Below are 25,714 nucleotides of genomic sequence, written 5' to 3' on the forward strand. Positions count from 1 at the left end.
CATCCCCGTACCTGCAAGGGAACTCCCGTGACCAGACTCAGCGTTGAGATGCTGGCAGCGGACGCACCCGCGCCGATCACCTCGGCCGGCCACGCTCAGCTGGGCCTCGCCGTACTGGCGGGCATTGCCGTCATCGTCCTGCTCATCACCAAGTTCAAGCTGCACGCCTTCCTGTCCCTGACCATCGGCTCGCTGGCCCTCGGTGCGATCGCCGGGGCACCCCTCGACAAGGTCATCACCAGCTTCACCACCGGGCTCGGCACCACGGTCGCCGGCGTGGGCGTGCTGATCGCCCTCGGCGCGATCCTCGGCAAGATGCTCGCCGACTCCGGCGGGGCCGACCAGATCGTCGACACGATCCTCGCGAAGGCCGGCGGGCGGGCCATGCCGTGGGCGATGGTGCTGATCGCCTCGGTGATCGGTCTGCCGCTGTTCTTCGAGGTCGGCGTCGTGCTGCTGATCCCGGTCGTGCTGATGGTGGCCAAGCGCGGCAACTACTCCCTGATGCACATCGGCATCCCGGCCCTCGCAGGCCTCTCCGTGATGCACGGTCTGGTCCCGCCGCACCCCGGCCCGCTGGTCGCGATCGACGCGGTCAAGGCAAACCTGGGCGTCACGCTGGCGCTCGGCGTCCTGATCGCCATCCCGACGGTGATCATCGCCGGCCCGCTGTTCTCGCGGTACGCGGCCCGCTGGGTGGATGTCCCCGCGCCCGACCGCATGATTCCGCAGCGGGCGTCGGAGGAGCTGGAGAAGCGTCCCGGCTTCGGCCCCACGCTGGCCACGATCCTCCTCCCGGTCGTCCTGATGCTCTCCAAGGCACTGGTCGACATAGTGATCGACGACCCCGCCAACCTCACCCAGCGCGTCTTCGACGTCATCGGCTCCCCGCTGATCGCCCTGCTCGCCGCGGTACTGCTCGGCATTTTCACGCTGCTGCGGCCCGCGGGCTTCGGCAGGGAGCGGCTGACTCCGCTGGTCGAGAAGGGCCTCGCGCCCATCGCCGGCATCCTGCTGATCGTCGGCGCGGGCGGCGGCTTCAAGCAGACGCTGATCGACACCGGTGTGGGCCAGATGATCCTGGACATCTCCAAGGACTGGTCGATCCCCGCGCTGCTGCTGGCCTGGCTGATCGCGGTGGGCATCCGCCTCGCGACCGGTTCGGCGACGGTGGCGACGGTCTCGGCGGCCGGCCTCGTGGCGCCGCTCGCGGCCGACATGTCGACCACGCACACGGCCCTGCTGGTCCTGGCCATCGGCGCCGGCTCGCTCTTCTTCAGCCATGTCAACGACGCCGGATTCTGGCTGGTCAAGGAGTACTTCGGCCTGAGTGTCGGCCAGACCCTCAAGACCTGGTCCGTCATGGAGACGATCATCTCGGTGGTCGCGGGCGGTCTGGTCCTCCTCCTCTCGCTGGTCATCTAGGGGTACGGGAATGAGTCACCCACTCTTCGACATCAGCGGCCGCACGGCCCTGGTCACCGGCTCAAGCCGCGGCATCGGGCTCGCCCTGGCCCGGGGCCTCGCGGAGGCCGGCTGCACGGTGGTCCTCAACGGCCGCGACGCGGACCGCCTCACCAAGGCGGCCGCGAAGCTGCCCGGCGACGTCCACACGGCCGTGTTCGACGTGACCGACGGCCCGTCGGTGGCCGCAGGCATAGCGGATGTCGAGGAGCGGGTCGGCCCGCTCGACATCCTGGTCAACAACGCCGGGATGCAACTGCGCGCCCCGCTCCTGGAGTTCACGGACAGCGACTGGCACCGCATCCTCAACACCAACCTCACCAGCGCGTTCCTGGTCGGCCGCGAGGCGGCCCGCCGGATGACGGAACGCGGCCACGGCAAGATCGTGAACATCTGCTCGCTGCAGAGCGAGGTGGTCCGCCCCGGCATCGCGCCCTACGCGGCCACCAAGGGCGCCCTGAAGATGCTCACCAAGGGCATGTGCGCCGACTGGGGCCCGCACGGCGTGCAGGTCAACGGCCTCGGCCCCGGCTACATCGAGACGGAACTGACCAGGCCCCTCGTCGAGGACCAGGAGTTCAGCGCCTGGGTGCGCCGCCGCACCCCGGCCGGCCGCTGGGGCCGTACCGAGGACCTGGTGGGCGGCGTGCTGTTCCTCGCTTCGCCCGCCGCGGACTTCGTCAGCGGGCAGGTGCTGTACGTCGACGGTGGAATGACGAGCGTGCTGTGAAGGGGGCTGCGGAGATGCTCGGTTGTGTGATCCACGGCCAGGACGACCTGCGCGTCGAGGAGCTGCCGGTCCCCGAGCCCGGCCCCGGCCAGGCGCTGGTCGCCGTCCGCTACGGCGGCGTCTGCGGCTCCGACCTGCACTACTGGAAACACGGCGGGGTCGGCGACTTCCGCCTGAAGGAGCCGATGCTGCTGGGCCACGAGGTGGTCGGGACGGTCGTCGCATACGGCTCCCCGGACGCGTCGGGCCCGGCAGCGGGCACGGCGGTTGCGGTGCACCCCGCGACTCCGTGCGACGTGTGCCCGGAATGCGTGGAGGGGCGCCGCAACGTCTGCCGGGACACCCGCTACCTGGGCAGCGCGGCCCGCTTCCCGCACGTACAGGGCGGGTTCGCCGCCCAAGTCGTCGTACCGGCCGAGCAGTTGAGGCCGCTGCCGGAGGGGCTCGACCTGCGGCGGGCAGCCCTCGCCGAGCCGCTCTCCGTCGCCCTGCACGCGGTGCGCCGGGCCGGAGACGTGCGCGGCAGGCACGTCCTGGTCACCGGCGCCGGGCCGATCGGCTGCCTCGTGGTGGCGGCGGCGAAGGCGGCGGGCGCAGCCCGGGTGACGGTCACCGACCTCCTCCCGGCGGCCCTGGAGTACGCGCGTCGTGCGGGCGCCGACACCCTCGTACGGGCCGACGATCCGGAAGATGCCGGTTGGCCGTCCGAGGTGGACGTGGCCGTGGAGGCGTCCGGGGTGGCCGCGGGGCTCGACACCTGTCTGCGTCTGGTGCGGAGGGGCGGGGTGGTCGTGCAGCTCGGGATGCTGCCGCCGGGGCCCAGTCCGTTTGCCGGGAACCTGGTCGTGAGCCGGGAGATCGAGCTGCGGGGAGCGTTCCGCTTCGACACGGAGTTCGACGAGGCGCTGCGGCTGCTCGCCGCCGAGCCCGCCTTCGACGCGCTGGTCAGCGCGGTGGTCCCCGTCCGGGAGGCGGAGTCGGCGTTCGCGCTGGCCGCGGACCGGAGCCGTTCCTGCAAGGTGCTGCTGGACTTCCGATCCTGAATTTTCCCCAAGGATCAACCCAAGTCGGCTTCCCCGGCGCCGGAGTCGGCCCGATGATGAGGGGATCCCTGGACACGGCCTCCAGGGGCATTGGGGGTCGGGGGGCGTCATGGCGGTTTCCCTCGGGATGCGTATCTCGGGGCTGCTCGTGGTCGGCGCGGTGGCGGTGGCCGTCGCGGCCTTCACCGGTGACGGAAGTGGCGTGCCGGACAGCAGACGCGGGGGCAGCTCGATCGTGACGGCCGGGCCGTCAAACGGCGGGCACCCCGCTGCGCCGGGCTCCCCCACTCCTCGGCAGTCACCTGCCGGGGAGGCGAGCGGCACCGCACTGCCGAGCGGCCGGAGCCACACCCGTACGGCCACTCCGTCGCCGAGCGGCGTCTCCGGCACCCCCTCCCCCGGCAACAGGCCCCTCCTCAGCCCCGCTTGGCTCCCGCCGGGCCCCGTCTCGCCGAACGCCGACGCCGTACCGGACCCGTCGAACGTCTACGACCGGCTCCGCGACCCCGACAGGTGCCGGGCCGTCCTCAAGACGACCCCAGCGGTCTCCGCAGATCCGGAGTGGCGGCTGCTGCACGCCCTCGCCACGGCCTGTGTCGCAGTGCAGGGCAGGGGCGGCAGCTGGGCCACGGCGGCCAAGGAGTACGCCGACCTCGCAGGCAAGGCAGACACCTGCAAGGGCCGCGCCGCCTACGCCGTGCTCGGCGCGCTGGTGGACTTCCACCGACAACACCCGGGCACCACCGTGCAGTTGAAGGCCTCCTCGGGCGGCACGCCCGCCTGCGCCTACCGCATCGCCGGCGTGGACACGGGCGGCGACGGCAAGGCCCAACCGGGCGACACGATCACCATCGAGCTGCAGGGCACCTTCTTCGACCACGCCGAACTGCTGCGGTTCGGGAGCGTGTTCGTCGGGGGTCGGCAGACTGCCGGGCCACCCGTACTGCAGTCGCAGAAGGGCGATGAACTCGTACTGTCCGCCGTGGTGCCCTCCCTGGCTGGCCTCAGCGACACACTGTGCGGGCAGGCAGCGGCTTCCAGGGGCGCGGGGAACTGCGCGACCAGCCACGACGAACCCGCAGACGCCACACGACCAATCGCCGCACCCCCCGCGGAGCGCCCGGTGGACGTAGTCGTCCGCTACGAAAACACCGAAGCACGCCTCAAGAACGCCTTCACGCCGGCGGCACCCCCCTCGCCCCCGCCGGAGGCACCCGCACCCTCAGGGACGCCACAAGGGATGCTCCCGCTCGGCCCACTCCCGGCTCACCCTCCCGGTCCGTAGCCCGCCGCGGGCCTCCGGGTCCGCGATCGCCATACCGATGTGCCCGGCGAGCACGATCCCGATCGTCAGGGCCAGCCAGTCATGGACGAACGTCGCGCTGGTGCGCCACATCAGCGGGGTGAGATGGGTGAACCACATGATCAGCCCCGTGCCCAGCATCACCAGGGACGCCCCCGCGATCCAGGCCGCGTAGACCTTCTGCCCCGCGTTGAACTTCGCCGCGGGGCGCGAGGACCGCCGCTTGTCCCGGCGAAGAGCCGCCCGCAGCCAGACCCTGTCGTGCGGGCCGAAGCGGTTCAGGTGCCCCAGGTCGGCGCGGAAGTGACGGGAGACCAGGCCCACCAGGACGGGCACGGGCAGGGCCAGCCCGGCGCACTCGTGGACGCGGACCACCAGCTCGCGGCGGCCGACGAGTTCGGCGAACTGCGGGATGTAGAGGAAGGCCGCGGTCACCACGCACACGCCCATCAGTGCGGCCGTCGTGCGGTGCACCCAGCGCTGGACGGGTCCGAACCGGCGGATCTCGTTGACCGGCGGCGTGTGCGCCTCAGCTCGTAGGCTCATCGTCCCGCCCGTTCGAGTGGCCGACCCAGGCGTCGACGTCGTAGCCGCGGTCCTCCCAGTAGCCCGGCTTCACGTGCTCGGTGACGGTGATGCCGGACAGCCACTTGGCGGACTTGTAGAAGTACATGGGCGCCACGTAGAGGCGGACCGGGCCGCCGTGGTTGTGGCCGATGTTCTTGTCCTGCATGCGCAGCGCGACGAGGACGTCGGAGCGGCGGGCCTGGTCGAGGGTGAGACTCTCGGTGTACGTGCCGTCGAAGCAGGTGAAGCGGACCGCCCCGGCCGTGGAGCGCACTCCCGCCGCGTCCAGCAGCCGGGACAGCCGCACCCCCTCGAAGGGCGTGCCCGGGACCCGCCAGCCGGTGACGCACTGGACGTCCTTGACCAGCCGGGTCTGCGGCAGGGCACGCAGGTCGTCGAGGGTGTAGGTCTTCGGGCGGTCGACAAGGCCGTCGACGGTGAGGCGGTAGTTCGTGGCGTTCTTGTGCGGTACGGACGAGGCGACCGAGTAGTAGCGGAAGCCGCCGCCGTTGGGGAGCAGGCCGGTCAGGCCGGTGGGGTCCTTGTCGGCGGCCGCGCCGAGGAAGCCCTCCAGGGCGCGCTGCAGGGTGGGCGCGGCGACCACGCCGAGGGCGCCCAGGCCGATGGTGCCGAGCAGGACACGGCGGCCGACCGGAGCGCCGCGTTCCGGAGGCGGCTGCGGTGTGCCCGGCTCCTCGGGTGGTTCGGAGTTCACGTATCCATTCGAACACCCGCGGCCCCGGCGGGACCAGGAATCGCGGGTGCTCGTCAGGGTTCCGTAATCACTTCTTACGGCGTTCTCAGAAACCGTCGGCTGTCTCTCGTGCCTACGACGCCTCCTGGGCCGCCTTGTCCAGCTGGAACGCCTCGTTGCCGAGCCCGATGCGGGCATGCGCCTCGGGCGAGCGGGAGCGCAGGAGCAGGCCCTGGACCAGGCCGACGACCAGGGCGAGGCCGATGATGCCGGGCAGCGCCCAGCTCAGGGCCGAGTCCGGGCCGGCGCCGACCAGGACGTCGAAGTCCTTGACCGTGTAGCCGGCGATCACCAGCAGGGCGACGGCGGCGAGCGCCGAGGTGACCAGCCGCCAGGCCTGTGCGCCCGCCGCGCCACGCCGGGCGAAGAAGACGATCACCGAGACGGAGGCCGCCGCCATCAGCAGGATCACACCGAGCGCGCCGATGTTGCCGAGCCAGGTGAACAGGTGCAGGACGGGCGCGGTCGGGTCGCCGGCCGGCTTGTCGTCGGCGACAGCGAAGGCGATCACGACGACCGCGGACACCACCGTCTGCAGCAGGGAGCCGGTGCCGGGTGCGCCGCTCGTGCCCGTCGTACGGCCGAAGGTGCGCGGCAGCAGTCCCTCGCGGCCCATGGCGAAGGCGTAGCGGGCGACGACGTTGTGGAAGCTGAGCAGGGCGGCGAACATGCCGGTCACGAACAGGACGTGCAGGACGTCGGTGAAGGTGGAGCCGAGCCGGGACTCGGTGAGGGAGAACAGCAGTCCGGCGCTCTGCTTCTGCGCGGCGCCGACGATCGCGGAGGGGCCGGTGGCGACGGTGTACGCCCAGGAGCTGATCGCGAAGAAGACGGTGACGAAACCCACGGCGAGCAGCATCACGCGCGGGACGAGGACGTGCGGTCGGCTGGTCTCCTCGGCATAGACGGGAGCCTGCTCGAAGCCGGTGAAGGCCGCGATGCAGAAGCAGAGTGCCGTGCCGACACCGGCGCCGGTGAGGGTGTCCGGGTTGAAGGCGTGCAGCGACAGGCCCTGCTTGGCCGGGTCGGCGATCGAGGCGACGTCGAAGATGACGACGAGGATCACCTCGACGACCAGCAGAACGCCCAGCACGCGCGCGTTGACGTCGATCTTCAGCCAGCCCAGCAGCCCGACGACCGCCACGGCCGCGAGCGCCGGTATCCACCACGCCACCTGGACGTCGGCGTAGGTGGCGAACAGGTTGGAGACCTCGAAGCCGAAGATGCCGTAGATGCCGACCTGGAGCGCGCTGTAGGCGGCGAGGGCGACGAGGGCGGCGCTCGCGCCGGCGGTGCCGCCGAGTCCGCGGGAGATGTACGCGTAGAAGGCGCCCGCGTTGTGGACGTGCCGGCTCATCTCGGCGTAGCCGACGCTGAACAGGACCAGCACCACACCGAGGACGACGAAGAGCAGCGGCTGCCCGACGATGCCCATCACCGCGAATGTGGTGGGCATGACACCCGCGACCACCATGAGCGGGGCGGTCGCGGCGAGCACGGAGAGCAGCAGGCCCCCCGCGCCCAGGCGGTCGGCGCGCAGGGCGCGCTCCTGCCCCAGATAGGTACTGATGCCGCCCGCGGCGGCTCTGCTCGCGTTGGAACTGCCCGTGGTCATGGAGACCGTCCTTGTGATGTCGGGGTCGGGAGTGTCATGCCGTGCCGAGCGCGGAAGCGCGCGCGGCACGGAAGGCGGAGTGCGGATCGCGGTCCGGGTACGACCAGGGGGCGGGGGTGGCGTGCTCGCCGATGCGGTGGAACAGGGCGGCGGCCTCGGCGCCGCGGCCCTCGCAGACCTTGGCGTGGGCGAGGAAGTTGAGGTCGACCAGGCGGCGTGGGTGGCCCTCGTGCTCCCATTCCAGCCACCAGTCGAAGGCGGCCTTCATCACCTGCCGGGCCCGGCGTCCGCTCCAGTGGCCCGAGGCGGCGGGGTCGGCGGGCTCGTGCCCGGCGGCGGCCAGCACGCGGTAACGCTCGGCGTGCGCGACGACCGGCAGGATGGCGAGGGGAGAGTCGGCGGGGGCGTGCAGGGCGGACCGGTTGGCGAAGTCGTAGACCTCGTGCAGCGGGTCCGGGCCGGCGTCGGCGTGCCGCTCGGCGAGGCGGGCGACCATCAGGTGGTGGGCGTGGTGGTGGTCGGCGTACCGGCGGCGGACCTCGGCGAAGAGCCGCTCGATGTCCCCCGCCGGGCCCGGGTCGCGCTCCAGCATGAGCAGCCCGAGCCACGGGGTGGGGTCGGCGGGCACGAGCGCGGCGGCATCACGGCAGGCCTCGCGGGCGCGCTCCGCTTTCTCCTTGCCCCGTAAGGCGCGCTGGACGAGCGCGAGCGCGAGCAGCACGGCGGCGTCGGCGGAGTCGGGCTCGGCAAGCAGCCAGTCCCGGGCCCAGGCGGCGCTGTAGGGCTCCAGCGCGAGTACGGCGACCCGGTGTCCGCGGCGGTCCCAGTCGTCCCCCGTCCGAACGAGCAACGACCGCGCCGCCTGCCACCGCCCCTGCGCCAACGCGGCACGGGCGGCGCCGAGTTCGGCGTCGTCGAGGGCCGCGTCAAGAGCATGGGCCGCGCGTTTGCGGCCCCGGCCGAAGGGTGGCGGGGGTGGGGACACCGCGGGATCTTCCTCACGCGACGCGGCTCGACGTCTTGGTATCGGTCCGGCCTGATATCGATGTGCCGTCAGCTGATCACGCACAGCAAACCCCCAGCCAACGCTTTGCGTCAAGGGAGGGACGGTTGTTACACGCGTCAACTTCCGTTACTGGAGAGGCATTTGTGATCCTGCCGCGTCGTGCGTGCCGCTGTACCAGTTCGTGCGTGTGGCGTACGCCATGGCGCCGTACGCCCCGGCACCTCACCATGGCGGGACGACCGCGGCACCGCCCTTGATCGTCGGGGCGACGTGACCGGGTCGACGGCCCGGATCCGGGCACTCCCAGGGGCAAGCCGGGCCCTGGGACGCTACAGTCACCCACTACGCACCCCGTGGCCCGGCCCATCTGACTCGAGGTACGCAGCGTGTCCGTTCTGGTTCTGATTCTCGCCGTGAGCGCTGCCTGCTGCCTGGGCTTCGGATTCGTGCTCCAGCAGAACGCGGCCCAGCGGGCACCCCTCAGCGACTTCCTCTCACCACGTCTGCTCCTCGACCTGATGCAGGTGCCACGCTGGCTGGGCGGCATCGCGCTGATGGTGGCCGGGATGGTCCTCGGGGCGATAGCGCTGAGCCAGGGCGAGATCTCCCTGGTCGAACCGCTCCTCGCCACCAACCTCCTGTTCGCCCTGGCCCTCTCCCGCAAGCAGACCAGACAGCCGCTGGGCCGCCAGGGCTGGACCGGCCTCGCGCTGCTCGCGGGCGGCGTCACCGTCTTCATCGTCGCGGGCGAGCCGCGCGGCGGCACCGCCGTCAGCGACCCGTTCCGGCACTGGCTGATCATCGGCGCCATGGTCGGCCTCGCCCTCCTCCTGACGACGTACGCAAAGCGCTCCCGCCTGAGCGCCGCCCCCGTCCTCCTCGCCCTCGCCGCCGGTCTCCTCTACGGCGTCCAGGACGCCCTCACCCGGGTCAGCGGCGAGCGCTTCGCCCAGGGCGGGCTCACCGAGCTGGTGACGGGGTGGCAGCCGTACGGCGTGGCGGCGCTCGGAGTCGCCGGCCTGATCCTGGTCCAGAGCGCCTTCGAGACCGCGCCCCTGCGGATGTCCCTGCCCGCGCTCACCGCCGCCCAGCCGCTGGCCGGCATCCTGTGCGGAGTGGGCTTCCTGGGCGACCGGCTGCGCACCGACACCGGCGCCCTCGCCTGGGAGGCGGCGGGCCTCGCCGCGATCGTCGGGGGCATCGTCCTCCTCGGTCTGCACCCGTGCATGCCGAGCGGCACTGTCAAGCCGGAGCGGGTGCAGGCCCTGCAGCGCAGCTGACGCCGTCCTGCTTGGATGGCGGCATGACGACCCCCGCAGACGAAATCCTCGACATCGTCGACGAGAACGACCAGGTCATCGGCCAGTCCCCGCGCGGCGAGGCCTACGCCAAGGGCCTGCGCCACCGCTGCGTCTTCATCCAGGCCCGGGATGCCGAGGGCCGCCTCTTCGTCCACCGCCGCACCCCCACCAAGCTGGTCTTCCCCTCCCTCTACGACATGTGGGTCGGCGGAGTGGTCGGCGCGGGCGAGTCCTACGACGACGCCGCGCTGCGCGAGGCCGAGGAGGAACTCGGTGTCTCCGGCCTCCCGAGCCCGCGCTTCCTCTTCAAGTTCCTGTACGACGACGGCGCCGGCCGCACCTGGTGGTCGGCGGTGTACGAGGTCCGCTGCGAACTGCCGGTCAGCCCCCAGGCCGAGGAGGTGGCCTGGCACGACTTCCTGCCGGAGGCGGAGGTCGAGCGCCTGTTGAGCGAGTGGGAGTGGGTGCCGGACGGGCTCGCGGCGTACGAGCGGCTGATGTCAGCCCGTCCGGCGTTTGAGGACGAGGCCCCTTAAGCGCCGAAGCTGAGGTCTGGGGGCGGCAGACCCCGGCAGACGACGCCGACTGAAGCTGGATAGAGTCGTAAGCGTGATCGAATTCGCACGGAACGTCCGGCTCTGGTTCGCCCCGGCACAGGTCCGGCAGGAGGGCGGCACGCCGGACTACCGCTTCTCGCTGGCGAACGAACGCACCTTCCTGGCCTGGCTGCGCACGGCCCTCGCCCTGATCGGCGGCGGCTTCGCGGTGGACCAGTTCCTGCCGGACCTGCGCTGGGCCTGGCGCGCGGGACTGGCGCTCGCGCTGCTCGGCGCGGGCGTGCTGTGCTCCCTGCGCGCGGTCAACCACTGGATGCGCTGCGAACGTGCCATGCGCCGCGGCGAGGATCTGCCGGTCTCACGGTTCCCGGCGCTGCTGAGCATCGTCGTCGCCGTCGTGGCCCTGGCGATGGTCGTCGTCGTACTCGTCGGGTGGGAGGGATGAACGCCGACGCGGGCCAGGGGCGCGACCCCGGGCTTCAGCCGGAGCGGACCCGGCTGGCCTGGCGGCGTACGACGCTGGCGAGCACCGTGGCCGCCGTCCTCGCCACGAAGACCGCGCTGCACGGCAGCGTCTCCCCGGTCGGGATCATCGCATGCGCCCTGTGCTGCGCCCTCTGGCTGGGCTTCCTCCTCGTCGCCCACCGCCGCATCAGCACGCTGGCGTCCTCCGACAGCCCACTGGCACTCGCTCCCCGGCATGCCACCGCGGCGGCTCTGTGCACGGTGGCCCTGGCGGCGTGCGGGGTGGCACTGGTCTTCTGACCAGGACCTTCGCACCGGCACTCCATGGTCACCACGATCTTCCCCCCACCCACGTCCGCCCCTCCTGATGGAGGCGATGCGCGTCCCCCGCGCGCTCCAGCGGGAACGTCTCCGACACGTGCACGGACAGGGCCCCTTCCTCCACCAGCTCGGTCAGCCGGAGCAAGTCCTCGGTGTCGGGGCGCACCCAGCAGTAGCGGCCGCCGTAGTCGACGACATCGCCGTCGGCGATCGACGCAAGGCGTCCCCCGGGGGCCGGCCCAGGCGCCCTCCCCCACTCTCGGCTGCTGGTCGGGCAAAGTCCGCTGCGGTTCGACCGCGCCTGCAGGGGCGCATCGATATGCGGCTCAGCCGCTGGCGCGACCAGCCACGATGCCGCCGCCGAACCACAGCCTGTCGCGGCACTTCCAGCGGAGCGCTTGGCACCCGGTAGGCGGTGAGGCCCGCCAGGGGCAGCCCGGCCGCCTTCTCGAAGGAGAGGTTGCGCGGCCTGCGGGCGAGGGTGCGCACCGGGGGCGGCGGCGTACTCGGCGCGACACCGGAGACGTCCCAGCCGGGCACCACCGGGAAGAGGGCGTCGAGCATTCCGTCGAGGTGGCCCTCGCGGCGCTTTCAGTCGACGGGTCGGGCAGCTCGCCGTACTCGAGCCCCTCGGGCCCGCCATACCGGGCGTAGCCGATGGCCTTCATGGGCTCGCCCCTCCGGCGCACGCAGACGCCACGCAAGCCGAATGGTCCGATATGTGCGGTTCGCGTGGCACCCTGTCCGACGTCATCACCCGCAATCCCCCGAAGGTGAGCCCCCATGACCACCCTTCACCTGGAACACACCTCCCACACTCACATCCACGGCCCCGACTGCGGACACACGCAGGTGCCGCACGGGGATCACGTCGACTACGCGCACGACGGGCATCTGCACCGCGAGCACGGCGGCCACTGGGACGAGTGCGAGCCGGACGGACACGCACCTCACGAGGGCCATGACCACCGGCACGGCGAGGGCTGCGGACACGAGAGCGTCCTGCACGGCGACCACGTCGACTACCTGCACGACGGCCATCGGCACGCCCCGCACGAAGGCCACTGGGACGACCACTGAAACCGGCCGGAACCGGTCGGCCGACAGCTCCCGCGCCACTGCGCCGGGAGCTGTCGGCATATCGTGGCTCAGATCACGTTCGCCGCACACACTGGACGACATACCGACCGGTCGGCATCATGGTCGGGAACCGTTCTGACGCCCGTAAGGAGCACCGATGAGCCCCGACCACCCGCCAGGTCTCGATCTCGACCGGCTGCGCGGCCTGCTCGACCAGGAGCTGCCCGGCCTGGTGCACGGCCCCCTGACCGGCCGGCTGATCGAGGGCGGTCGGTCGAACCTCACGTACACGGTCTCGGACGGCACCTCGAAGTGGGTCGTGCGCCGGCCCCCGCTCGGCCATGTCCTGGCCACCGCGCACGACATGAAGCGCGAGCACCGGGTGATCAGCGCACTGCACCCGACGGACGTGCCGGTGCCGCGCCCTGTGCTGCTGTGCGAGGACGAGGACGTGCTCGGGTCGCCGTTCTACGTCATGGAGTTCGTGGAGGGCACGCCGTACCGCACGGCCGACCAGCTCGCCCCGCTCGGCCCGGACCGCACCCGGGGCGCGGTGCTGTCCCTGGTGGACACGCTCGTCGAGCTGCACGCGGTGGACCCCGCCGAGGTGGGCCTCGCCGACTTCGGCCGCCCCGAGGGCTTCCTGGACCGGCAGTTGCGCCGCTGGGGCAAGCAGCTGGACGCCTCCCGCAACCGCGACCTGGCCGGCATCGACGAGCTGCACGCCTCGCTGGGACGGCAGCTGCCCGCCTCTCCCGCACCGGCCGTGGTCCACGGCGACTACCGGCTCGACAACGTGCTGATCGGCGAGGACGACAAGATCAAGGCGATCCTCGACTGGGAGATGTCCACGCTCGGCGACCCGCTCACCGACCTGGGCCTGCTGGTGATGTACAGCATGCCGCTGGGCATGCCCGACTCCCCGGTCTCCACGACCGCCGAGGCCCCCGGGCACCCGGATCCGGCCGAGCTGATCGAGCGGTACGCCGCGCGCTCGGGGCGCGACGTCTCGGCCGTCTCCTGGTACACGGCGTTCGCCTGGTTCAAGCTCGCCGTGATCCTCGAGGGCATCCACTACCGCTACACGCTGGGCCAGACGGTCGGCCGCGGCTTCGACCGCATCGGTGACCTGGTGCCCGTCTTCATCGAGCACGGCCTGACCACTCTTCAGGAAGGCTGACAGACCATGGACTTCGCGTTCGACGCGCGCACGGAGGAACTGCGCGCCAAGCTGCTCGCCTTCATGGACGAGTACGTCTACCCGGCCGAGGCGGTGGCGGAGGAGCAGCGCGCCGCGCTCGCGTCCCCCTGGGACACGCCGGCCGTGGTCGAGGAGCTCAAGGCGGAGGCGCGCAGGCAGGGCCTGTGGAACCTCTTCCTGCCGGACGCCGAGCACGGCGCCGGGCTGACCAACCTCCAGTACGCACCGCTGGCCGAAATCACCGGCCGCAGCCCGCAGTTGGCGCCGACGGCCACGAACTGCGCGGCGCCCGACACCGGCAACATGGAAGTGCTCGCGCAGTTCGGCGACGAGCAGCAGAAGAAGCAGTGGCTGGAGCCGCTGCTGGCGGGCGAGATCCGCTCGGCGTTCGCGATGACCGAGCCGGAGGTGGCCTCGTCCGACGCCACCAACATCACCACGCACATCGAGCGGGACGGCGACGAATACGTCATCACCGGCCGCAAGTGGTACATCTCCGGTGCGATGAACCCGGACTGCAAGATCTTCGTCGTGATGGGCAAGACGAACCCGGACGGCGAGGACATCCGCCGCCAGCAGTCCATGGTGCTGGTCCCCCGCGACACCCCGGGCGTCACCGTCAAGCGCGCGATGCAGGTCTTCGGCTACGAGGACCACTACCACGGCGGCCACGCCGAGGTGATCTTCGACCAGGCGCGCGTTCCGGTGTCCAACCTGATCGGCGAGGAGGGCGGCGGCTTCGCCATCGCCCAGGCCCGCCTCGGTCCGGGCCGTATCCACCACTGCATGCGGCTGATCGGCATGGCGGAGCGGGCCATCGAGCTGATGTGCCGGCGGGCGGTGTCCCGTACGGCCTTCGGCAAGGCGCTGGCCCAGCAGGGTGTGGTGCACAACTGGATCGCCGACGCGCGCGTGACGGTGGAGCAGCTGCGGCTGCTCGTGCTGAAGACGGCCTGGCTGATGGACACGGTCGGCAACAGGGGCGCCCACGCGGAGATCCAGGCCATCAAGATCGCCACGCCCCGCGCGGTCGTCGACATCATCGACCGGGCGATCCAGTTGCACGGCGCGGGCGGAGTCAGCCAGGACTTCCCGCTGGCCGAGCTGTACGCCGGAGCCCGGACGCTGATGATCGCGGACGGCCCGGACGAGGTGCACCAGCGGTCGCTGGCGCGGCGGGAGCTGAAGAAGTACCTGTGACACCACGCGCGTAAGGGGCGGCCGCAATGGCGACCGCCCCTTACCCATGTCCTTGTACCTGAGCGCTTCAGGGACGCAGGGCGCGCAGCAGCAGGTCCGCCAGGTGGTCGGCGACCTCCTGGGGGCTCATCGGCCCGTCCGGCCGGTACCAGGTCGACAGGTGGTGGACCGACCCGAAGTGGTAGTCGACCACCAGGTCGGCCGGGGTCGCCTTGGAGAAGACCCCCGCCTCCTGGCCCTCCTCCACCAGCGCACGGAAGCGCTCGTGGTAGCGCCGGCGCTCGGCACGCACCTGCTTGTTCTTCTCCGGGCTCAGATGGTGCATGGAGCGGAAGAAGATGTTCGCGTCGTCGAGGTTCTCGATCGTCGTGACGACGACGTCGGCCGCCGCGCCCCGCAGCCGCTTCTCGATCGGTTCGTCCGCGTCGGCGAACGCGTCAAGGCGCTCCTGCTGGACGCGCAGCACACGCGCGTACACCTCGTGCAGCAGGTCGTCCTTGGAGCCGAAGTAGTGGTACAGCGCCCCCTTGGTGACGCCGGCCGCCTCGACGATCTCCTGTACCGAGGTGCGGTCGTAGCCCTGCTCGGCGAAGAGCCGGGTGGCGGCGGCCAGCAGCCGCTGCGGGACGGGAGTACCGTCACCGTCCGTCGTTCTGGGCACTGTGCCGCCACCTGCCTTCCAAGCTCTCTGCCTGTATCGATGCGCTGTTATTCGCTGTCCTGCGGCCGGGAACGAAGCTCCCGACGGAGGATCTTCCCACTCGCCGTCTTCGGCAAGTCGGGCAGGATCTCCACCTGCCGCGGGTACTTGTAGGCGGCCAGTCTCTCCTTGCAGTACATCGCGAGTTCACCCGGGTCCGTGTCGGCGCCCGGACGCAGACTGATGTACGCCTTGACGGTCTCCCCGCGATACCCGTCGGGCACCCCGACGACGGCCGCCTCGCGGACCGCGGGATGCGTGTACAGGACGTCCTCGACCTCGCGCGGCCACACCTTGAAACCGGACGCGTTGATCATGTCCTTCTTACGGTCGACGACGTACAGCCACCCCTGCTCGTCCATGAAACCGATGTCGCCGGTGCGCAGCTCGCCGTCCGGGAAGGTCTCGGCGGTCGCGTCCGGCCGCCGCCAGTAGCCGGGCACGACCTGCGGCCCGCGGACGACGATCTCGCCCTGCTCGCCGAAGGGCACCTCCTTGCCCTGCTCGTCGACGATGCGTACGACGGTGTCGGGGCCCGGCAGGCCCACGGCCAGCGTGCCGGAGGCCGGGTCGACCGGGGCCTCCAGGCCGGGCGGTACGGAGGCGCAGGGCGCGGTGCACTCGGTCAGCCCGTAGCCGTTGCGGATGTAGGGCCCGAAGCCCGCCCGGAACTTCTCCACCAGGGCGGGCGGCACGGGCGCACCCCCGCTGGAGATGTTCACGAACGACGAGAAGTGGTCCCGGGTGGCGTCCGGGTGGGCGCCCAGCGCCATGAAGGCGGTCGACGGGCCGACCGTGTAGTGCGGCCGGTGCTCGGCGAACGCCTCCAGCACGACACCCGCATCGAAGCGGTACGTCAGCACGAGCGTGCCCGCGCTGTTGAGACAGGCGCCGAGCTGGCAGACCATCCCGGTGATGTGGAACAGCGGCGCCAGCGCGTAGTACACGGGCGCATCCGGCAGGGCCAGCCCCGTCCGCTGCCGCTCCGCGTTGTGCATGATGTTGCCGTGCGTGTTGGTGGCCCCCTTGGGGGTGCCGCTGGTGCCCGAGGTGTAGCTGATCAACGCGATGTCGGACGGCGTGAGCCGGCGGCCCTCGGGCGCCTCGTACCCGGCGCGGGCCACGGTCGTCAGGTCGGCGGCGTCCGCGGCCTGCGGCAGCCGCTCGAAGCCCAGCACCCGCGCGTCGCCACGCGTCTGGAAGTCCAGTTCGCAGCCGGTCAGCACGATCTGCACGGGCGACTCTGCGGCCGTGTCCCGCAGATACGACTCCCAGGCCCGGTCGGAGCAGACCAGCGCCGTGACCTCGCCGTCCCGCAGGACGTGCCCGACCTCCCCCGACTTGTACATGGGGTTGACGGGCACGACGATCGCCCCCGCCTTCCAGGCGCCCAGCAGCGCCAGGACGAAGAGCGGGGAGTTCTGCAGCAGGATCGCCACCCGGTCGCCGCGCTCCAGGCCGCGGGCGGCGAGATGCCCGGCGACCGAGTCGCTCAGCTCGTCGACCTCGCGGTAGCTCAGCCGACCGTCGAAGTAGGCGAGGAAGGTGCGGTCCGGGGCCGCGGCGACGGACCGGCGCAGCGCGTGCACCAGGGAGTCGGCGGGCTCTATGGGGCCGCGCTGGGCATCGTTGAGCAGGGCCACCCAGGGCCGGGCGGCGTAACGGGAGTCGGTCACCGTGCCTCCTCCCACTTCTGCTGGAGGTGGTTCATGTTCGTCAGCCAGTGGTCGGGGTGGGTGGCCCTGGCCTGGTAGTACCCGGCGACCTCGGGGTGCGGCAGGATCAGGAAGCGGTCCTCCTCGATGCCCTTGAACAGGGCGTCCGCGACGTCCGCCGGCTCGATGGCGGTCGGCTGCAGCACCAGGTCGCCCGCGGTGCCGGTGGCGGCCAGCATGTCGGTCCGTACCCCCTGCGGACAGATGGCGTGCACCTTGAGCCCCCGGTGCCGGTACGTGAGCGACAGCCACTCGGCGAAGGCGTACGCACCGTGCTTGGTGACGCTGTAGGAGGGCGCCCCGATCATGGTCAGCAGCCCGGCGGCGGACACGGTGGACACGAAACGGCCGCTGCCCCGCTCCAGCCACTCGGGAAGCAGCTCATGGGCGGCACGCACGTGGGCCATCAGATTGACGTCCCAGGACACGGCCCAGGCCTTCTCGTCGAGCGGCTGCCCCGGCCCGGCGTCCTCGAAGGCAACACCGGCATTGGCGCAGTAGACGTCGACGGTCCCCCCGAGCGCGTCGCGGGCATCGCCGACGATCCCGGAGGCGTCGCCGGGCACGGCGATACCGCCGATCTCGTCAGCGACCGTCTTGGCCCGCTCACCATCCAGGTCATTGACGACGACCCGGGCCCCTTCGGCGGCGAACCGCCGGGCCAGCGCGGCCCCGATCCCACCCCCGGCCCCCGTGACAACCACACCAGCACCCTGAACGGCTTCCACCATCGGTCTCCTTCGACTGCGGCTCTGCTGCGAGGCCAGACTAACCGGTCGGTATGTAACTGGAAAGGGCCGACTGCAAGGCTCTTGCGGGCGCGGGCTGTGTCGATTTGCGGCTCCGCCGCGCGGGCGCGAGCAACCACGGACTTCCCGCAGCTTCCCGACAACCTGCGGTAGCAATACCGTGCACCCCATGCGCCTATCCAGACGAGCCTTACTCGCAGCGACAACGGCAGCAGCGTCCCTCACCTCGGCACCCCCGGCCTCGGCGGCCAACCCCCGCAAACACCTACGCACCGGCTTCGAACGCCTCTCCGCCGAAGGCTACGCACTCCTCGACGGCCAACGAGTCGGAATCGTCACCAATCCCACGGGCGTGACCCGAGACGTCCACCACATGGTCGACGTCATGCACGCGGACACCCGCGTCAACCTGGTCGCCGTCTTCGGCCCCGAACACGGCTTCCGCGGCACCGCACAAGCAGGCGGCTCCGAAGGCCGCTACGACGATCCCGCCACCGGACTCCCCGTCTACGACACGTACCTCAAGAGCGGCCGGCCCCTCGCCGACGTCTTCACGGCCTCCGGCGTCGACACCGTGGTCTTCGACATCCAGGACGTCGGCGCCCGCTTCTACACGTACATCTGGACGCTGTACGACTGCATGGAGGCCGCCCAGCTCGCCGGCAAACGCTTCGTCGTCCTCGACCGGCCGAACCCGGTGACGGGCCGCGCGGCCCAGGGCCCGGTGCTCCACAAGGAGTTCGCGACCTTCGTGGGACGGCAGCCGATCTCCCAGGCGCACGGCATGACGGTCGCCGAGCTGGCCCGGCTGTTCAACGGGGAGTTCCTCGCCACCCCCGTGCCCCTGCAGACCGTACCGATGACGGGATGGAAGCGCTCGGAGTTCTACGACGCCTGGTCGCTGCCCTGGGTGCCGCCGAGCCCCAACATGCCGACGCCCGACACGGCACTCGTGTACTCGGGGACGTGCATGTTCGAAGGCACCAACCTGTCGGAGGGCCGCGGCACCACCCGCCCCTTCGAGCTGCTCGGCGCGGAGGGCATCGACGGAAGGTGGGCGGCCGCCGCGAACGAACTCGGCCTGCCCGGTGTGCACTTCAGGGAGGCGTACTTCGCGCCGACCTTCTCCAAGTTCCAGGGGAGGACCGTCGGCGGCGTCCAGATCCACGTGCACGACCGGGCCGCCTACGACCCCGTGCGTACCGGGATCGCGCTGCTGGTGACCGCCAAGAAGGTGTGGAGCGGCTTCGGCTGGCGGTCGGACAACTGGATCGACAAGCTCACGGGCTCCACGCAGGTGCGCACGGCGATCGACGCGGGCGCGGGCACCGACGAGGTGGTGGCGGGCTGGCAGGAGGAACTGGCCGCGTTCCGGCGGATTCGAAAGGAATACCTCCTCTACAAGTGAGTCGGGACGTATGGCCATCCCTGGCCGGTAGCAGGACGATGCGCCCACATCGCACCGCTACGGGGGACGAGGGGGCCTGCCATGGCACAGCCGGCAATGAGCGTGACTCCTTACTGGGAGCTGACCTTCGACGCGGACGGGGACGTCGACGGGCGGGAGCGGGACCGGCTGCTCGCCGAAGTCACGAAACGCGGAGTCCGTGACCTGATCGTCTTCGCGCACGGCTGGAACAACGACCGCTCGGGGGCGACCGCCCTCTGCAGCCGGTTCTTCGCGCCGGTCCCGGAGCTCGCGGCACAGGCGAAGATCGGGTACGTGGGCGTGATCTGGCCGTCGATGCGGTTCTGCGACGAGCCGATCCCCGACTTCCCGAAGTCCGTGGTGGCCATGGAGGCGGAGGCCGCCCCGGCACCCGCGCTCGACAAGGACACCCGGCACGCGCTGCTGGAGACGTTCCCCGGTCGGGCCACCGTGGTCGACCAGATCGCACGGATGCTGGACCAGCGGCCCGAGAACGAACTGGAGGAGTTCGGGCGGCTGGTCCGGCTGCTGGTGGAGCTCGTACCGGGCGGGCCGCAGCCGCTGTTCGCGGCGGACACCCTCGCGGAGGGTGTCCCGCAGAGCGAGCCGGTGCTGTTCACCGGGGACACGGCGGCACTCTGCGACGAGTTCGCTCAGGCGCTGGCCGCCGTCCGGTCCGGTGACGACACGGAGGGCTTCTCGTTGCCGAACCCCTGGGACGGCGCGAAGGAGCTGCTGCGGCAGGCGACGTACTACGCGATGAAGCGGCGCGCGGGCACCGTCGGCGAGCGCGGGCTCGGACGCGTGGTCGGGCAGCTCGCCGCCTCCGCTCCCGCCGTGCGCGTGCACCTCGTGGGGCACAGCTTCGGCGGCCGGCTGGTGTCGTTCGCGCTGCGCGGGCTGCCCGAGGGCGTGCACACGGTGAAGTCGGTGACACTGTTGCAAGGGGCGTTCTCGCACTACGCGTTCGCGGCCCGACTGCCGTTCGACGCGCACGCGGGCGGGGTGCTGCAGGGCCAGCAGAACCGTGTCGACGGCCCTCTGGTGTGCTGCTACTCCCACTTCGACGCGGCGCTCGGCACGATCTACCCGCTGGCCTCGCGCATGGCGGACGACGCACAGGGCGTCGTCGAGGGGGCCACAGAGGGCTTCGGCATCGGGGAGATGCTGGGCGCCAAGTGGGGCGCGATGGGGCACGACGGTGTGCAGGCGGTGCCGGGCACGCGCGCGTACAAGCTCGCGGACGCCCTCGTGAGCACTCTGCCGACCTCGGGTTGCGTCAACATCGATGCGGCGGCCGTGGTGAAGAGCGGCGGGCCGCCCGCCGGTGCACACAGCGACATCGTGCACCGGGAGCTGGCCCAGGTGGTGCTGGCGGCGGGCCGCATCCGCTGACCCGCCGCCAGTGCAATGTCACATGCCACCGCAGGGCAATCTCACATTCCACCGCAGTGCTGTGTGACATTCCACCTCAGTGCCATGTCACATCTCACCGATGGGAGGTGTACTCCACCACCTGCTGGAAGGTGGGCCGGTTCTGCCAGCTGATGTTGTAGTGCTTGATGCCGCCGAGCGTCCGCTGGACGATCGAGTCGGCGCACCACTGATCGCCCGCCGAGCACAGGGAGTCGCCGGGGTAGACGGTCGACGCGGACGTGCCGGCCGCCGTCTTCAGGGTGCTGATCAGGGTGTCCCGGCACGAGCTGAGGCTGCCGCCGCCGCAGTACTTCTCCGCCAGCGGCCCCTGCACCGACTCACCGAGCACCGACCGGATGTCCTTGTCGACGTAGCTCCACCAGCCGTACTGGAAGGAGCTGCCGGCGTGCGAGCCGGTCGGCCCGTGCGCGGCCGACGGGGACTCGTCGACCGGCAGGTTGTTGCTGAAGGCGGTGTACAGGTCGCTGCCGAGGCCGGGTTGGAACTCGGCCTTGACCAGCAGCGGCCACCAGGCGTCCAGGATGCGGATCGCGTCGGCGTCGGCGTACTTCTTCGAACCCGCCGACGTCTCCGTGCGCTTGGCGCCCGCCGTCACCCAGGCCTGCAGCTTGCTCACCGCGGCCGCGGCCGTGGAGTCGGTCACCGTGCTGCTGTTGATGACCTTGAGCAGCTTCGGCAGCACGTCCTCGGCCCGCAGGTCCTCCAGTGCCGCGTCCGCCATGGCCTGCACCAGCTTGGTACGGGTGACCCCGCCGGCCGCGACCAGCTTCTTCACCCGGTCCTCCAGCAGGTTGCCGCGGTGCACGGACCCGTCGCCCCAGGGCGCGGTCGTGTAGTCCTTGGCCTGCTTGTTGTTCCAGGAGATGTAGTAGTCCTGGTCGACGGAGTTGGGGTGTGCGGAGGCCGCCGTGTAGTCGGCGGTGTTGGTCGTCGGGTCCCAGTTCTTCCACTCGTACGCCGCCTGCCCCCACACCGGGAACTCGGCGTCGACGCCGCTCGCGCGCACCGGGTTGTTGCCGCTGTTGTAGTACGCGGTGTGCTGGGAGTCGGCGTAGAACCAGTTGAAGGTGTAGTTGATGTGCTGCGCCGCGCTCTGGAAGTCGGCCGGGCCCTTGACGTAGTCGGGGTCGTTCAGCATCTGGAAGCCGATGATCGAGTCGGCCTCGTGCATGTAGGACGAGCGCAGGGTGGTGTACGCGACCTTCTTGCCGCCGACGGTCGCGCGGTACTCCACGGGCCCGTACTTGGTCTTCCAGACTCTCATCGTGTACGAGCCCGCCGCGGTGCCGTCGGCCGTGGTCGGCTTCCAGGAGTTGGTCTGCTCGACCTTGTCCATGGCCGTGCAGGTGCCGTGGTACAGGTAGTGGTTGTCGTCCTGGCACAGCTCGACGGCGTAGGTGTCGATGATGTCCTGGCCGGAGGTGGTCGCGCTCCAGGAGTAGTCCTGGCCGCGGCCGAGTTCGACGTACATGCTCAGGCCCGCGAAGGAGGCGCCGCGGGCGCTGATGCCCGGGCCCTGGATCTCCTGGAGCATGAGCAGCTGGGGGGCGAAGTAGCCGGTCTGCGGGCCGAAGACGGCGATGGGGTGACCGCTGGCCGTGTATTTCCCGCTCACCACCAGGGCGTTGGACATGCCGCGCCTGGCCGAGCTGAGAGCGGTCGCGGTCGCCGTCTTGGAGGCGGCGGTCGCGCTCTGGCTCGCCCCCGTGCCGGTGGCGTCGTAGACCAGCGGCTCGATCGCGACCGAGCCGGAGTCGGGCAGCGCCTCGCCCACCGCGGTGTCCGGCTTGGAGGCGTACGGGAAGCTCTCGCCGTTGTGGACGGTGAGGACGGCCTCGGGGTCGTTGCGCTCGCGGAAGGACTCCCAGACCTTGGTGCCCTCCTCCACGCCGTACTTGGACTGTGCGGCGATCAGCGAGATCGCGTTGTTGACCTCGCCGCCACCGCCGGCGCCGAAGAGCGAGCCGATGACCGAGCCCAGCGCCACCAGGTCGGTGATCTTGAAGTGGTCGATGGTGCCGGCGTTGGTGACCGAGTCCTTGTGGCCGGTCAGGACGTACTCGCCGGGGAAGTAACGGCCGCTGTCGGAGGCGTCGATGTAGGCGTTGATGCCCGCGAGGTAGGCGTTGGCGTCGGCGAGGGCCTGCTGGCCGCGGGCGCCGTTCTTGGCGACGGCGTTGTCGATCTGGGCCTGCAGGTCGGCCTCGCTGTAGGGGGCGTTGCGGTAGAACTCCTGCTCCAGGCCCTGGTTGGAGGCCGCGCCGCCCGCGAACGACGTCAGCTGGCCGCGTCCCACGTGCCGGAAGACGTCCATGAGCCACAGCCGGTCCTCAGCCGCGGCATACCCGGCGCCGAACTCCGTGCCGTATCTGGTGGTACCGGTGATGTGCGGAACGCCCGCCTTCTTGTCGCGGACGATCGTCACGTCACTGCGGCCCGCAGGCTTCTCGGTGGAGGCGACTTGATCGGAAGAGACCCCGAACGACGCGTCGTTGAAGAACGTGTTGATCTTCGAGTCGGTGAGCGAGGAGTAGCCCTTGGCCAGGTTGGCGTACGGGCCGAGCTGGTCCTCCGCGTGGTCGGGCTGGGTGCCGAACGCCTGGTTGAGGAGGATCTGCGCGAGGGTCGCGTTGCCGTTCTCGCCCGGCGGCAGGATGTCGGAACACTGGCCGCCGCAGTAGTCGTTCGGGGCCGCGGCGGCTGCCGTCGCTTGGGTGAGCGGGGACAAAAGACCAGCAATCAGGACGCATATGGATGCGGTCTTCAGGAACCCGGCGAGTCTGCCGGGAGTTCTCAGTCTGTCTGGGGCGCTACGAGAGGTACGCCAGGGCATGGCAGCTCCTACCGACGGGGGTGAGCCGGGACGTTACCGCCGGTATCCCCGGGAGTGAAGATGAACATGCGTCAAGTTTTGGAGTGGGCGGGACGGCTTATGGAGGTCATCGGAAATCGGATGGAGCCGAATCGCTTGTCGATACGTCTATTCGGCGACGTCCGTACGACGACGCCGAAGTGACCGAAGTACAGGTGCAGGTGTGACGGAGGTGCAGGGCGATGGCCGGTTTCCGGAGTCTGGCGAGACAGGTCCGCGACCCGCGGTGCGATCTGGCACTGCGGCGCTACTCACTGCGCAAGTGCCTTGAGAGGTTTGCTCCTTACGGGCACAGGGCGACCTGGGACCATTTGTGCTCCCGGGCAGGGTTCGGTCCCGAGGACCGCTCTCCCGACCCGGCGCGGCTCGTGGCCGCACTGGAGGAGCTGGAGGAAGCGCGCTCGGTCTGGCTGGCCTACGAGGTCGGGTTCGCCGAGCGGCGCAAGAAGGAGAAGCACGACGGGCTGCGCCGGCCGGGCACTGTGGACGACTGGCACCGGCTGACCTGGGGCGGTTTCGGTGTCGCCTGGTGCGACGACCCGCGGGTGCACCCCCGCGAACCGCTGGCGGAGGTGCTGCGCCGGCTGATCTCCGGCCTGGAGCACGAGCCGGGCGCCGGTTGCCCGGTGTGCGGCGCGGAGCGCCTGATCTGGAAGGACGACCTGGACCACGAACCCTCTGCGGGTCCGGTCTGCACTCACTGCGGAATTCTCGTGCCACGGCCCGTGCTCAGCCCCGAGGCCCTGGCGGACGCAAGGCGCGGAAGGCTGCTGGTGCCGGCCTAGTACGGCGGGGGTGCGCCGGGGATGCCGCACCCCCTGTCTCAACGAGCTTGTCCATCTGTTTCAAAGAGCTGGTCCACGGGCTGTCTGCCGGTGAGGCCGTTGTCAGTGGGGGCCGGCAGGCTTGAGGCATGGTGCAGGTGTGTCTCAACGGAGTGCGGGGGTCCGCCGACGGTGCGATGGTGCCGCTGACTCCGGAAGCGATGGCCGAGTCCGCGGCGCAAGCCGTCGCGGCCGGGGCCACGGACATCCACGTCCACCCCAAGACACCGTGCGGCCACGACTCGTTGTCGCCCCGCGTGATCGGTCCGGTGCTCGAGGCGATACGGGCGCGGGTGTCGGTCCCGGTCGGTGTGACCACGGGCGCCTGGGCGGAACCGGATCCGGCGGCACGGCTGGAGCGCATCCGGAGCTGGGCCGGCCTGTCCTCCAGACCCGACCACGCCTCGGTCAACTGGCATGAGCTGGGCGCCGAGGAGATCGCCGCCGCGCTGCTCGACCTGGGCGTGGGCGTCGAGGCCGGTATCTGGTCCGGGACGGACGGGGCGGTACGGTTCGCGGCCTCACGGCTCGGCCCGAGAGTGCTCCGCGTGCTCGCCGAGGTGACGGACACCTCGGCGGACACGGCGGAGGAGACCGCGCGTGCGCTGCTGACCGACCTGCGCCCGGCGCCCGGCCGCCCCGTGCTGCTGCACGGCGAGGACGGCGGCGCGTGGCCGGTGCTGCGGCTGGCGGGCCGGCTCGGGCTCGCGACCCGGACGGGCCTGGAGGACACCCTGTTCCTGCCGGACGGGGGACGGGCCTTGTCCAACGCTCAGTTGGTCGCCGAAGCGCTGGCCCAGTACGGGTGCGCCCAGCGCTCGTCGTAGGGCAGCGCGAGAAGCTCGGCACGGATCGCCAGGTCGGGCTCGCCCGGCGCACGCAGGCGGGCGGCGCCGGGGCCGGCCAGCCAGCCAGCTGCGCAGGTCTGCGAGGCCGGCGTCCTCGCCGCCGTCGTACCACCAGGAGAACGGGAGAGGTCGGACAGCAGGTCGTAGAGCCAGACCTCGGCGCAGTGGACGAGGTGTGCGTCGGCGACCGTGCCCCGGCCCCAACCGTCCAGGAACGGGGTCACGGTTCTGGCGATCGTGGCGCAGGTGTCGAAGATGTCGTCGATGCCGTAGGGCGGGTCGGGCTTGCTGACGGCGTCCTGCCACCAGGCGTGCAGGAACGCCTCGACAGCGGCCGCCTGCTCGGCCGGCCAGGAGCGCCAGTCCACCCGGGTCAGCCCATGGGCTCCGTAGCCGATCACGCCCAGGGAGCCGTCGGCCACCGCCCGTGCGGCCTGCGGCAGCAGGCGCCGCATGGCGGCCGCATGGTCGTCGATGGGGGTCCCCCCTCTGGGGGAGGTCGGGCACCTCGAAGAGGTAGTAGCGCACCACGT

General features: G+C 71.0%; 24 protein-coding genes and 1 pseudogene. 15 read left to right on the forward strand and 10 right to left on the reverse strand.

Translation table 11 applies throughout. From position 1 onward, the window contains the following. Positions 1-27: 27 nt before the first annotated feature. From EDD92_RS10915 to EDD92_RS10930, 4 genes are all read left to right on the forward strand, one after another. The gene (locus EDD92_RS10915; protein WP_123964108.1) at positions 28-1,425 is read left to right on the forward strand and encodes a GntP family permease; all 1,398 of its coding nucleotides are present in this window, start codon (positions 28-30) and stop codon (positions 1,423-1,425) included. Between the two features lie 10 nt (positions 1,426-1,435). Further along, positions 1,436-2,194: an SDR family oxidoreductase gene (locus EDD92_RS10920; protein WP_123964109.1), complete on the forward strand. Its 759-nt coding sequence runs from the start codon at positions 1,436-1,438 to the stop codon at positions 2,192-2,194. Between the two features lie 14 nt (positions 2,195-2,208). After that, complete coding sequence (locus EDD92_RS10925) at positions 2,209-3,237, forward strand: L-idonate 5-dehydrogenase (RefSeq protein WP_123964110.1); 1,029 nt, start codon at positions 2,209-2,211, stop codon at positions 3,235-3,237. A gap of 109 nt (positions 3,238-3,346) precedes the next feature. Beyond that, the gene (locus EDD92_RS10930; RefSeq protein ID WP_123964111.1) at positions 3,347-4,522 is read left to right on the forward strand and encodes a hypothetical protein; all 1,176 of its coding nucleotides are present in this window, start codon (positions 3,347-3,349) and stop codon (positions 4,520-4,522) included. Here EDD92_RS10930 and EDD92_RS10935 read toward each other — a convergent pair. From EDD92_RS10935 to EDD92_RS10950, 4 genes are all read right to left on the reverse strand, one after another. Further along, complete coding sequence (locus tag EDD92_RS10935) at positions 4,460-5,086, reverse strand: cytochrome b/b6 domain-containing protein (RefSeq protein WP_123964112.1); 627 nt, start codon at positions 5,084-5,086, stop codon at positions 4,460-4,462. The genes EDD92_RS10930 and EDD92_RS10935 overlap by 63 nt on opposite strands. After that, complete coding sequence (locus EDD92_RS10940; protein ID WP_123964113.1) at positions 5,070-5,822, reverse strand: molybdopterin-dependent oxidoreductase; 753 nt, start codon at positions 5,820-5,822, stop codon at positions 5,070-5,072. The genes EDD92_RS10935 and EDD92_RS10940 overlap by 17 nt, the downstream gene beginning before the upstream one ends. Before the next feature lie 112 nt (positions 5,823-5,934). Next, on the reverse strand, positions 5,935-7,476 hold the full coding sequence (locus tag EDD92_RS10945) for an APC family permease (RefSeq protein ID WP_123964114.1): 1,542 nt from the start codon (positions 7,474-7,476) through the stop codon (positions 5,935-5,937). A gap of 34 nt (positions 7,477-7,510) precedes the next feature. Beyond that, on the reverse strand, positions 7,511-8,461 hold the full coding sequence (locus EDD92_RS10950) for a hypothetical protein (RefSeq protein ID WP_185123986.1): 951 nt from the start codon (positions 8,459-8,461) through the stop codon (positions 7,511-7,513). A 407-nt stretch (positions 8,462-8,868) separates the two neighbouring features. On the opposite strand from EDD92_RS10950, the gene EDD92_RS10955 reads away from it, so the two are divergent. The 4 genes from EDD92_RS10955 (at position 8,869) to EDD92_RS10970 (ending at position 11,105) form a co-directional block, all read left to right on the forward strand. Continuing rightward, the gene (locus EDD92_RS10955) at positions 8,869-9,762 is read left to right on the forward strand and encodes a DMT family transporter (protein ID WP_123964115.1); all 894 of its coding nucleotides are present in this window, start codon (positions 8,869-8,871) and stop codon (positions 9,760-9,762) included. A 23-nt stretch (positions 9,763-9,785) separates the two neighbouring features. Continuing rightward, positions 9,786-10,319 carry an NUDIX hydrolase gene (locus EDD92_RS10960; RefSeq protein WP_123964116.1) on the forward strand — a complete coding sequence of 178 codons (534 nt, stop codon included), beginning with the start codon at positions 9,786-9,788 and terminating at the stop codon, positions 10,317-10,319. Positions 10,320-10,392: 73 nt separating this feature from the next. Then, on the forward strand, positions 10,393-10,785 hold the full coding sequence (locus EDD92_RS10965) for a YidH family protein (RefSeq protein ID WP_123964117.1): 393 nt from the start codon (positions 10,393-10,395) through the stop codon (positions 10,783-10,785). Then, positions 10,782-11,105, forward strand: coding sequence for a DUF202 domain-containing protein (locus EDD92_RS10970; RefSeq protein WP_123964118.1), 324 nt, complete (start codon positions 10,782-10,784; stop codon positions 11,103-11,105). The genes EDD92_RS10965 and EDD92_RS10970 overlap by 4 nt, the downstream gene beginning before the upstream one ends. A 28-nt stretch (positions 11,106-11,133) precedes the next feature. Here the strand turns inward: EDD92_RS10970 and EDD92_RS52400 are convergent. Next, positions 11,134-11,794 (reverse strand): annotated as a pseudogene (locus EDD92_RS52400) (zinc-binding dehydrogenase). 115 nt (positions 11,795-11,909) lie between these two features. On the opposite strand from EDD92_RS52400, the gene EDD92_RS10985 reads away from it, so the two are divergent. From EDD92_RS10985 to EDD92_RS10995, 3 genes are all read left to right on the forward strand, one after another. Beyond that, a complete protein-coding gene (locus tag EDD92_RS10985; protein WP_123964119.1) occupies positions 11,910-12,206 on the forward strand; it encodes a hypothetical protein in 297 nt (98 codons plus the stop codon). 157 nt (positions 12,207-12,363) lie between these two features. Beyond that, positions 12,364-13,386 carry a phosphotransferase family protein gene (locus tag EDD92_RS10990; protein WP_123964120.1) on the forward strand — a complete coding sequence of 341 codons (1,023 nt, stop codon included), beginning with the start codon at positions 12,364-12,366 and terminating at the stop codon, positions 13,384-13,386. Positions 13,387-13,392: 6 nt separating this feature from the next. Next, positions 13,393-14,607 (forward strand): acyl-CoA dehydrogenase, encoded by a 1,215-nt coding sequence (locus EDD92_RS10995; RefSeq protein ID WP_123964121.1) that lies wholly within the window; start codon positions 13,393-13,395, stop codon positions 14,605-14,607. 67 nt (positions 14,608-14,674) lie between these two features. Here EDD92_RS10995 and EDD92_RS11000 read toward each other — a convergent pair whose 3' ends face one another. The 3 genes from EDD92_RS11000 to EDD92_RS11010 are packed head-to-tail and all read right to left on the reverse strand — an operon-like array spanning position 14,675 to position 17,753. After that, a complete protein-coding gene (locus EDD92_RS11000) occupies positions 14,675-15,268 on the reverse strand; it encodes a TetR/AcrR family transcriptional regulator (protein WP_123964122.1) in 594 nt (197 codons plus the stop codon). Between the two features lie 47 nt (positions 15,269-15,315). Then, positions 15,316-16,983, reverse strand: a complete 1,668-nt coding sequence (locus tag EDD92_RS11005) for a class I adenylate-forming enzyme family protein (protein WP_123964123.1) — start codon at positions 16,981-16,983, stop codon at positions 15,316-15,318. Further along, positions 16,980-17,753 (reverse strand): SDR family oxidoreductase, encoded by a 774-nt coding sequence (locus EDD92_RS11010; RefSeq protein ID WP_123964124.1) that lies wholly within the window; start codon positions 17,751-17,753, stop codon positions 16,980-16,982. Before EDD92_RS11010 ends, EDD92_RS11005 begins: the two co-directional genes overlap by 4 nt. Before the next feature lie 187 nt (positions 17,754-17,940). On the opposite strand from EDD92_RS11010, the gene EDD92_RS11015 reads away from it, so the two are divergent. Both EDD92_RS11015 and EDD92_RS11020 read left to right on the forward strand, forming a co-directional pair. Further along, complete coding sequence (locus EDD92_RS11015; RefSeq protein WP_123964125.1) at positions 17,941-19,179, forward strand: exo-beta-N-acetylmuramidase NamZ domain-containing protein; 1,239 nt, start codon at positions 17,941-17,943, stop codon at positions 19,177-19,179. Between the two features lie 81 nt (positions 19,180-19,260). After that, positions 19,261-20,595, forward strand: coding sequence for a serine-threonine protein kinase (locus tag EDD92_RS11020; RefSeq protein WP_123964126.1), 1,335 nt, complete (start codon positions 19,261-19,263; stop codon positions 20,593-20,595). A gap of 94 nt (positions 20,596-20,689) precedes the next feature. Here the strand turns inward: EDD92_RS11020 and EDD92_RS11025 are convergent, their stop codons facing one another. Continuing rightward, positions 20,690-23,470, reverse strand: a complete 2,781-nt coding sequence (locus EDD92_RS11025; protein WP_123964127.1) for a penicillin acylase family protein — start codon at positions 23,468-23,470, stop codon at positions 20,690-20,692. A 221-nt stretch (positions 23,471-23,691) separates the two neighbouring features. On the opposite strand from EDD92_RS11025, the gene EDD92_RS11035 reads away from it, so the two are divergent. Beyond that, the gene (locus EDD92_RS11035) at positions 23,692-24,294 is read left to right on the forward strand and encodes a hypothetical protein (RefSeq protein WP_123964128.1); all 603 of its coding nucleotides are present in this window, start codon (positions 23,692-23,694) and stop codon (positions 24,292-24,294) included. A gap of 128 nt (positions 24,295-24,422) precedes the next feature. Next, entirely contained in the window at positions 24,423-25,160 is a 738-nt protein-coding gene (locus EDD92_RS11040) for a 3-keto-5-aminohexanoate cleavage protein (RefSeq protein WP_123964129.1), read from the forward strand. Here the strand turns inward: EDD92_RS11040 and EDD92_RS11045 are convergent. After that, positions 25,106-25,636, reverse strand: coding sequence for a hypothetical protein (locus EDD92_RS11045; protein ID WP_260326487.1), 531 nt, complete (start codon positions 25,634-25,636; stop codon positions 25,106-25,108). The genes EDD92_RS11040 and EDD92_RS11045 overlap by 55 nt on opposite strands. Positions 25,637-25,714: the final 78 nt, after the last annotated feature.

Source organism: Streptomyces sp. TLI_185, assembly GCF_003814765.1.
Classification (GTDB): domain Bacteria; phylum Actinomycetota; class Actinomycetes; order Streptomycetales; family Streptomycetaceae; genus Streptomyces.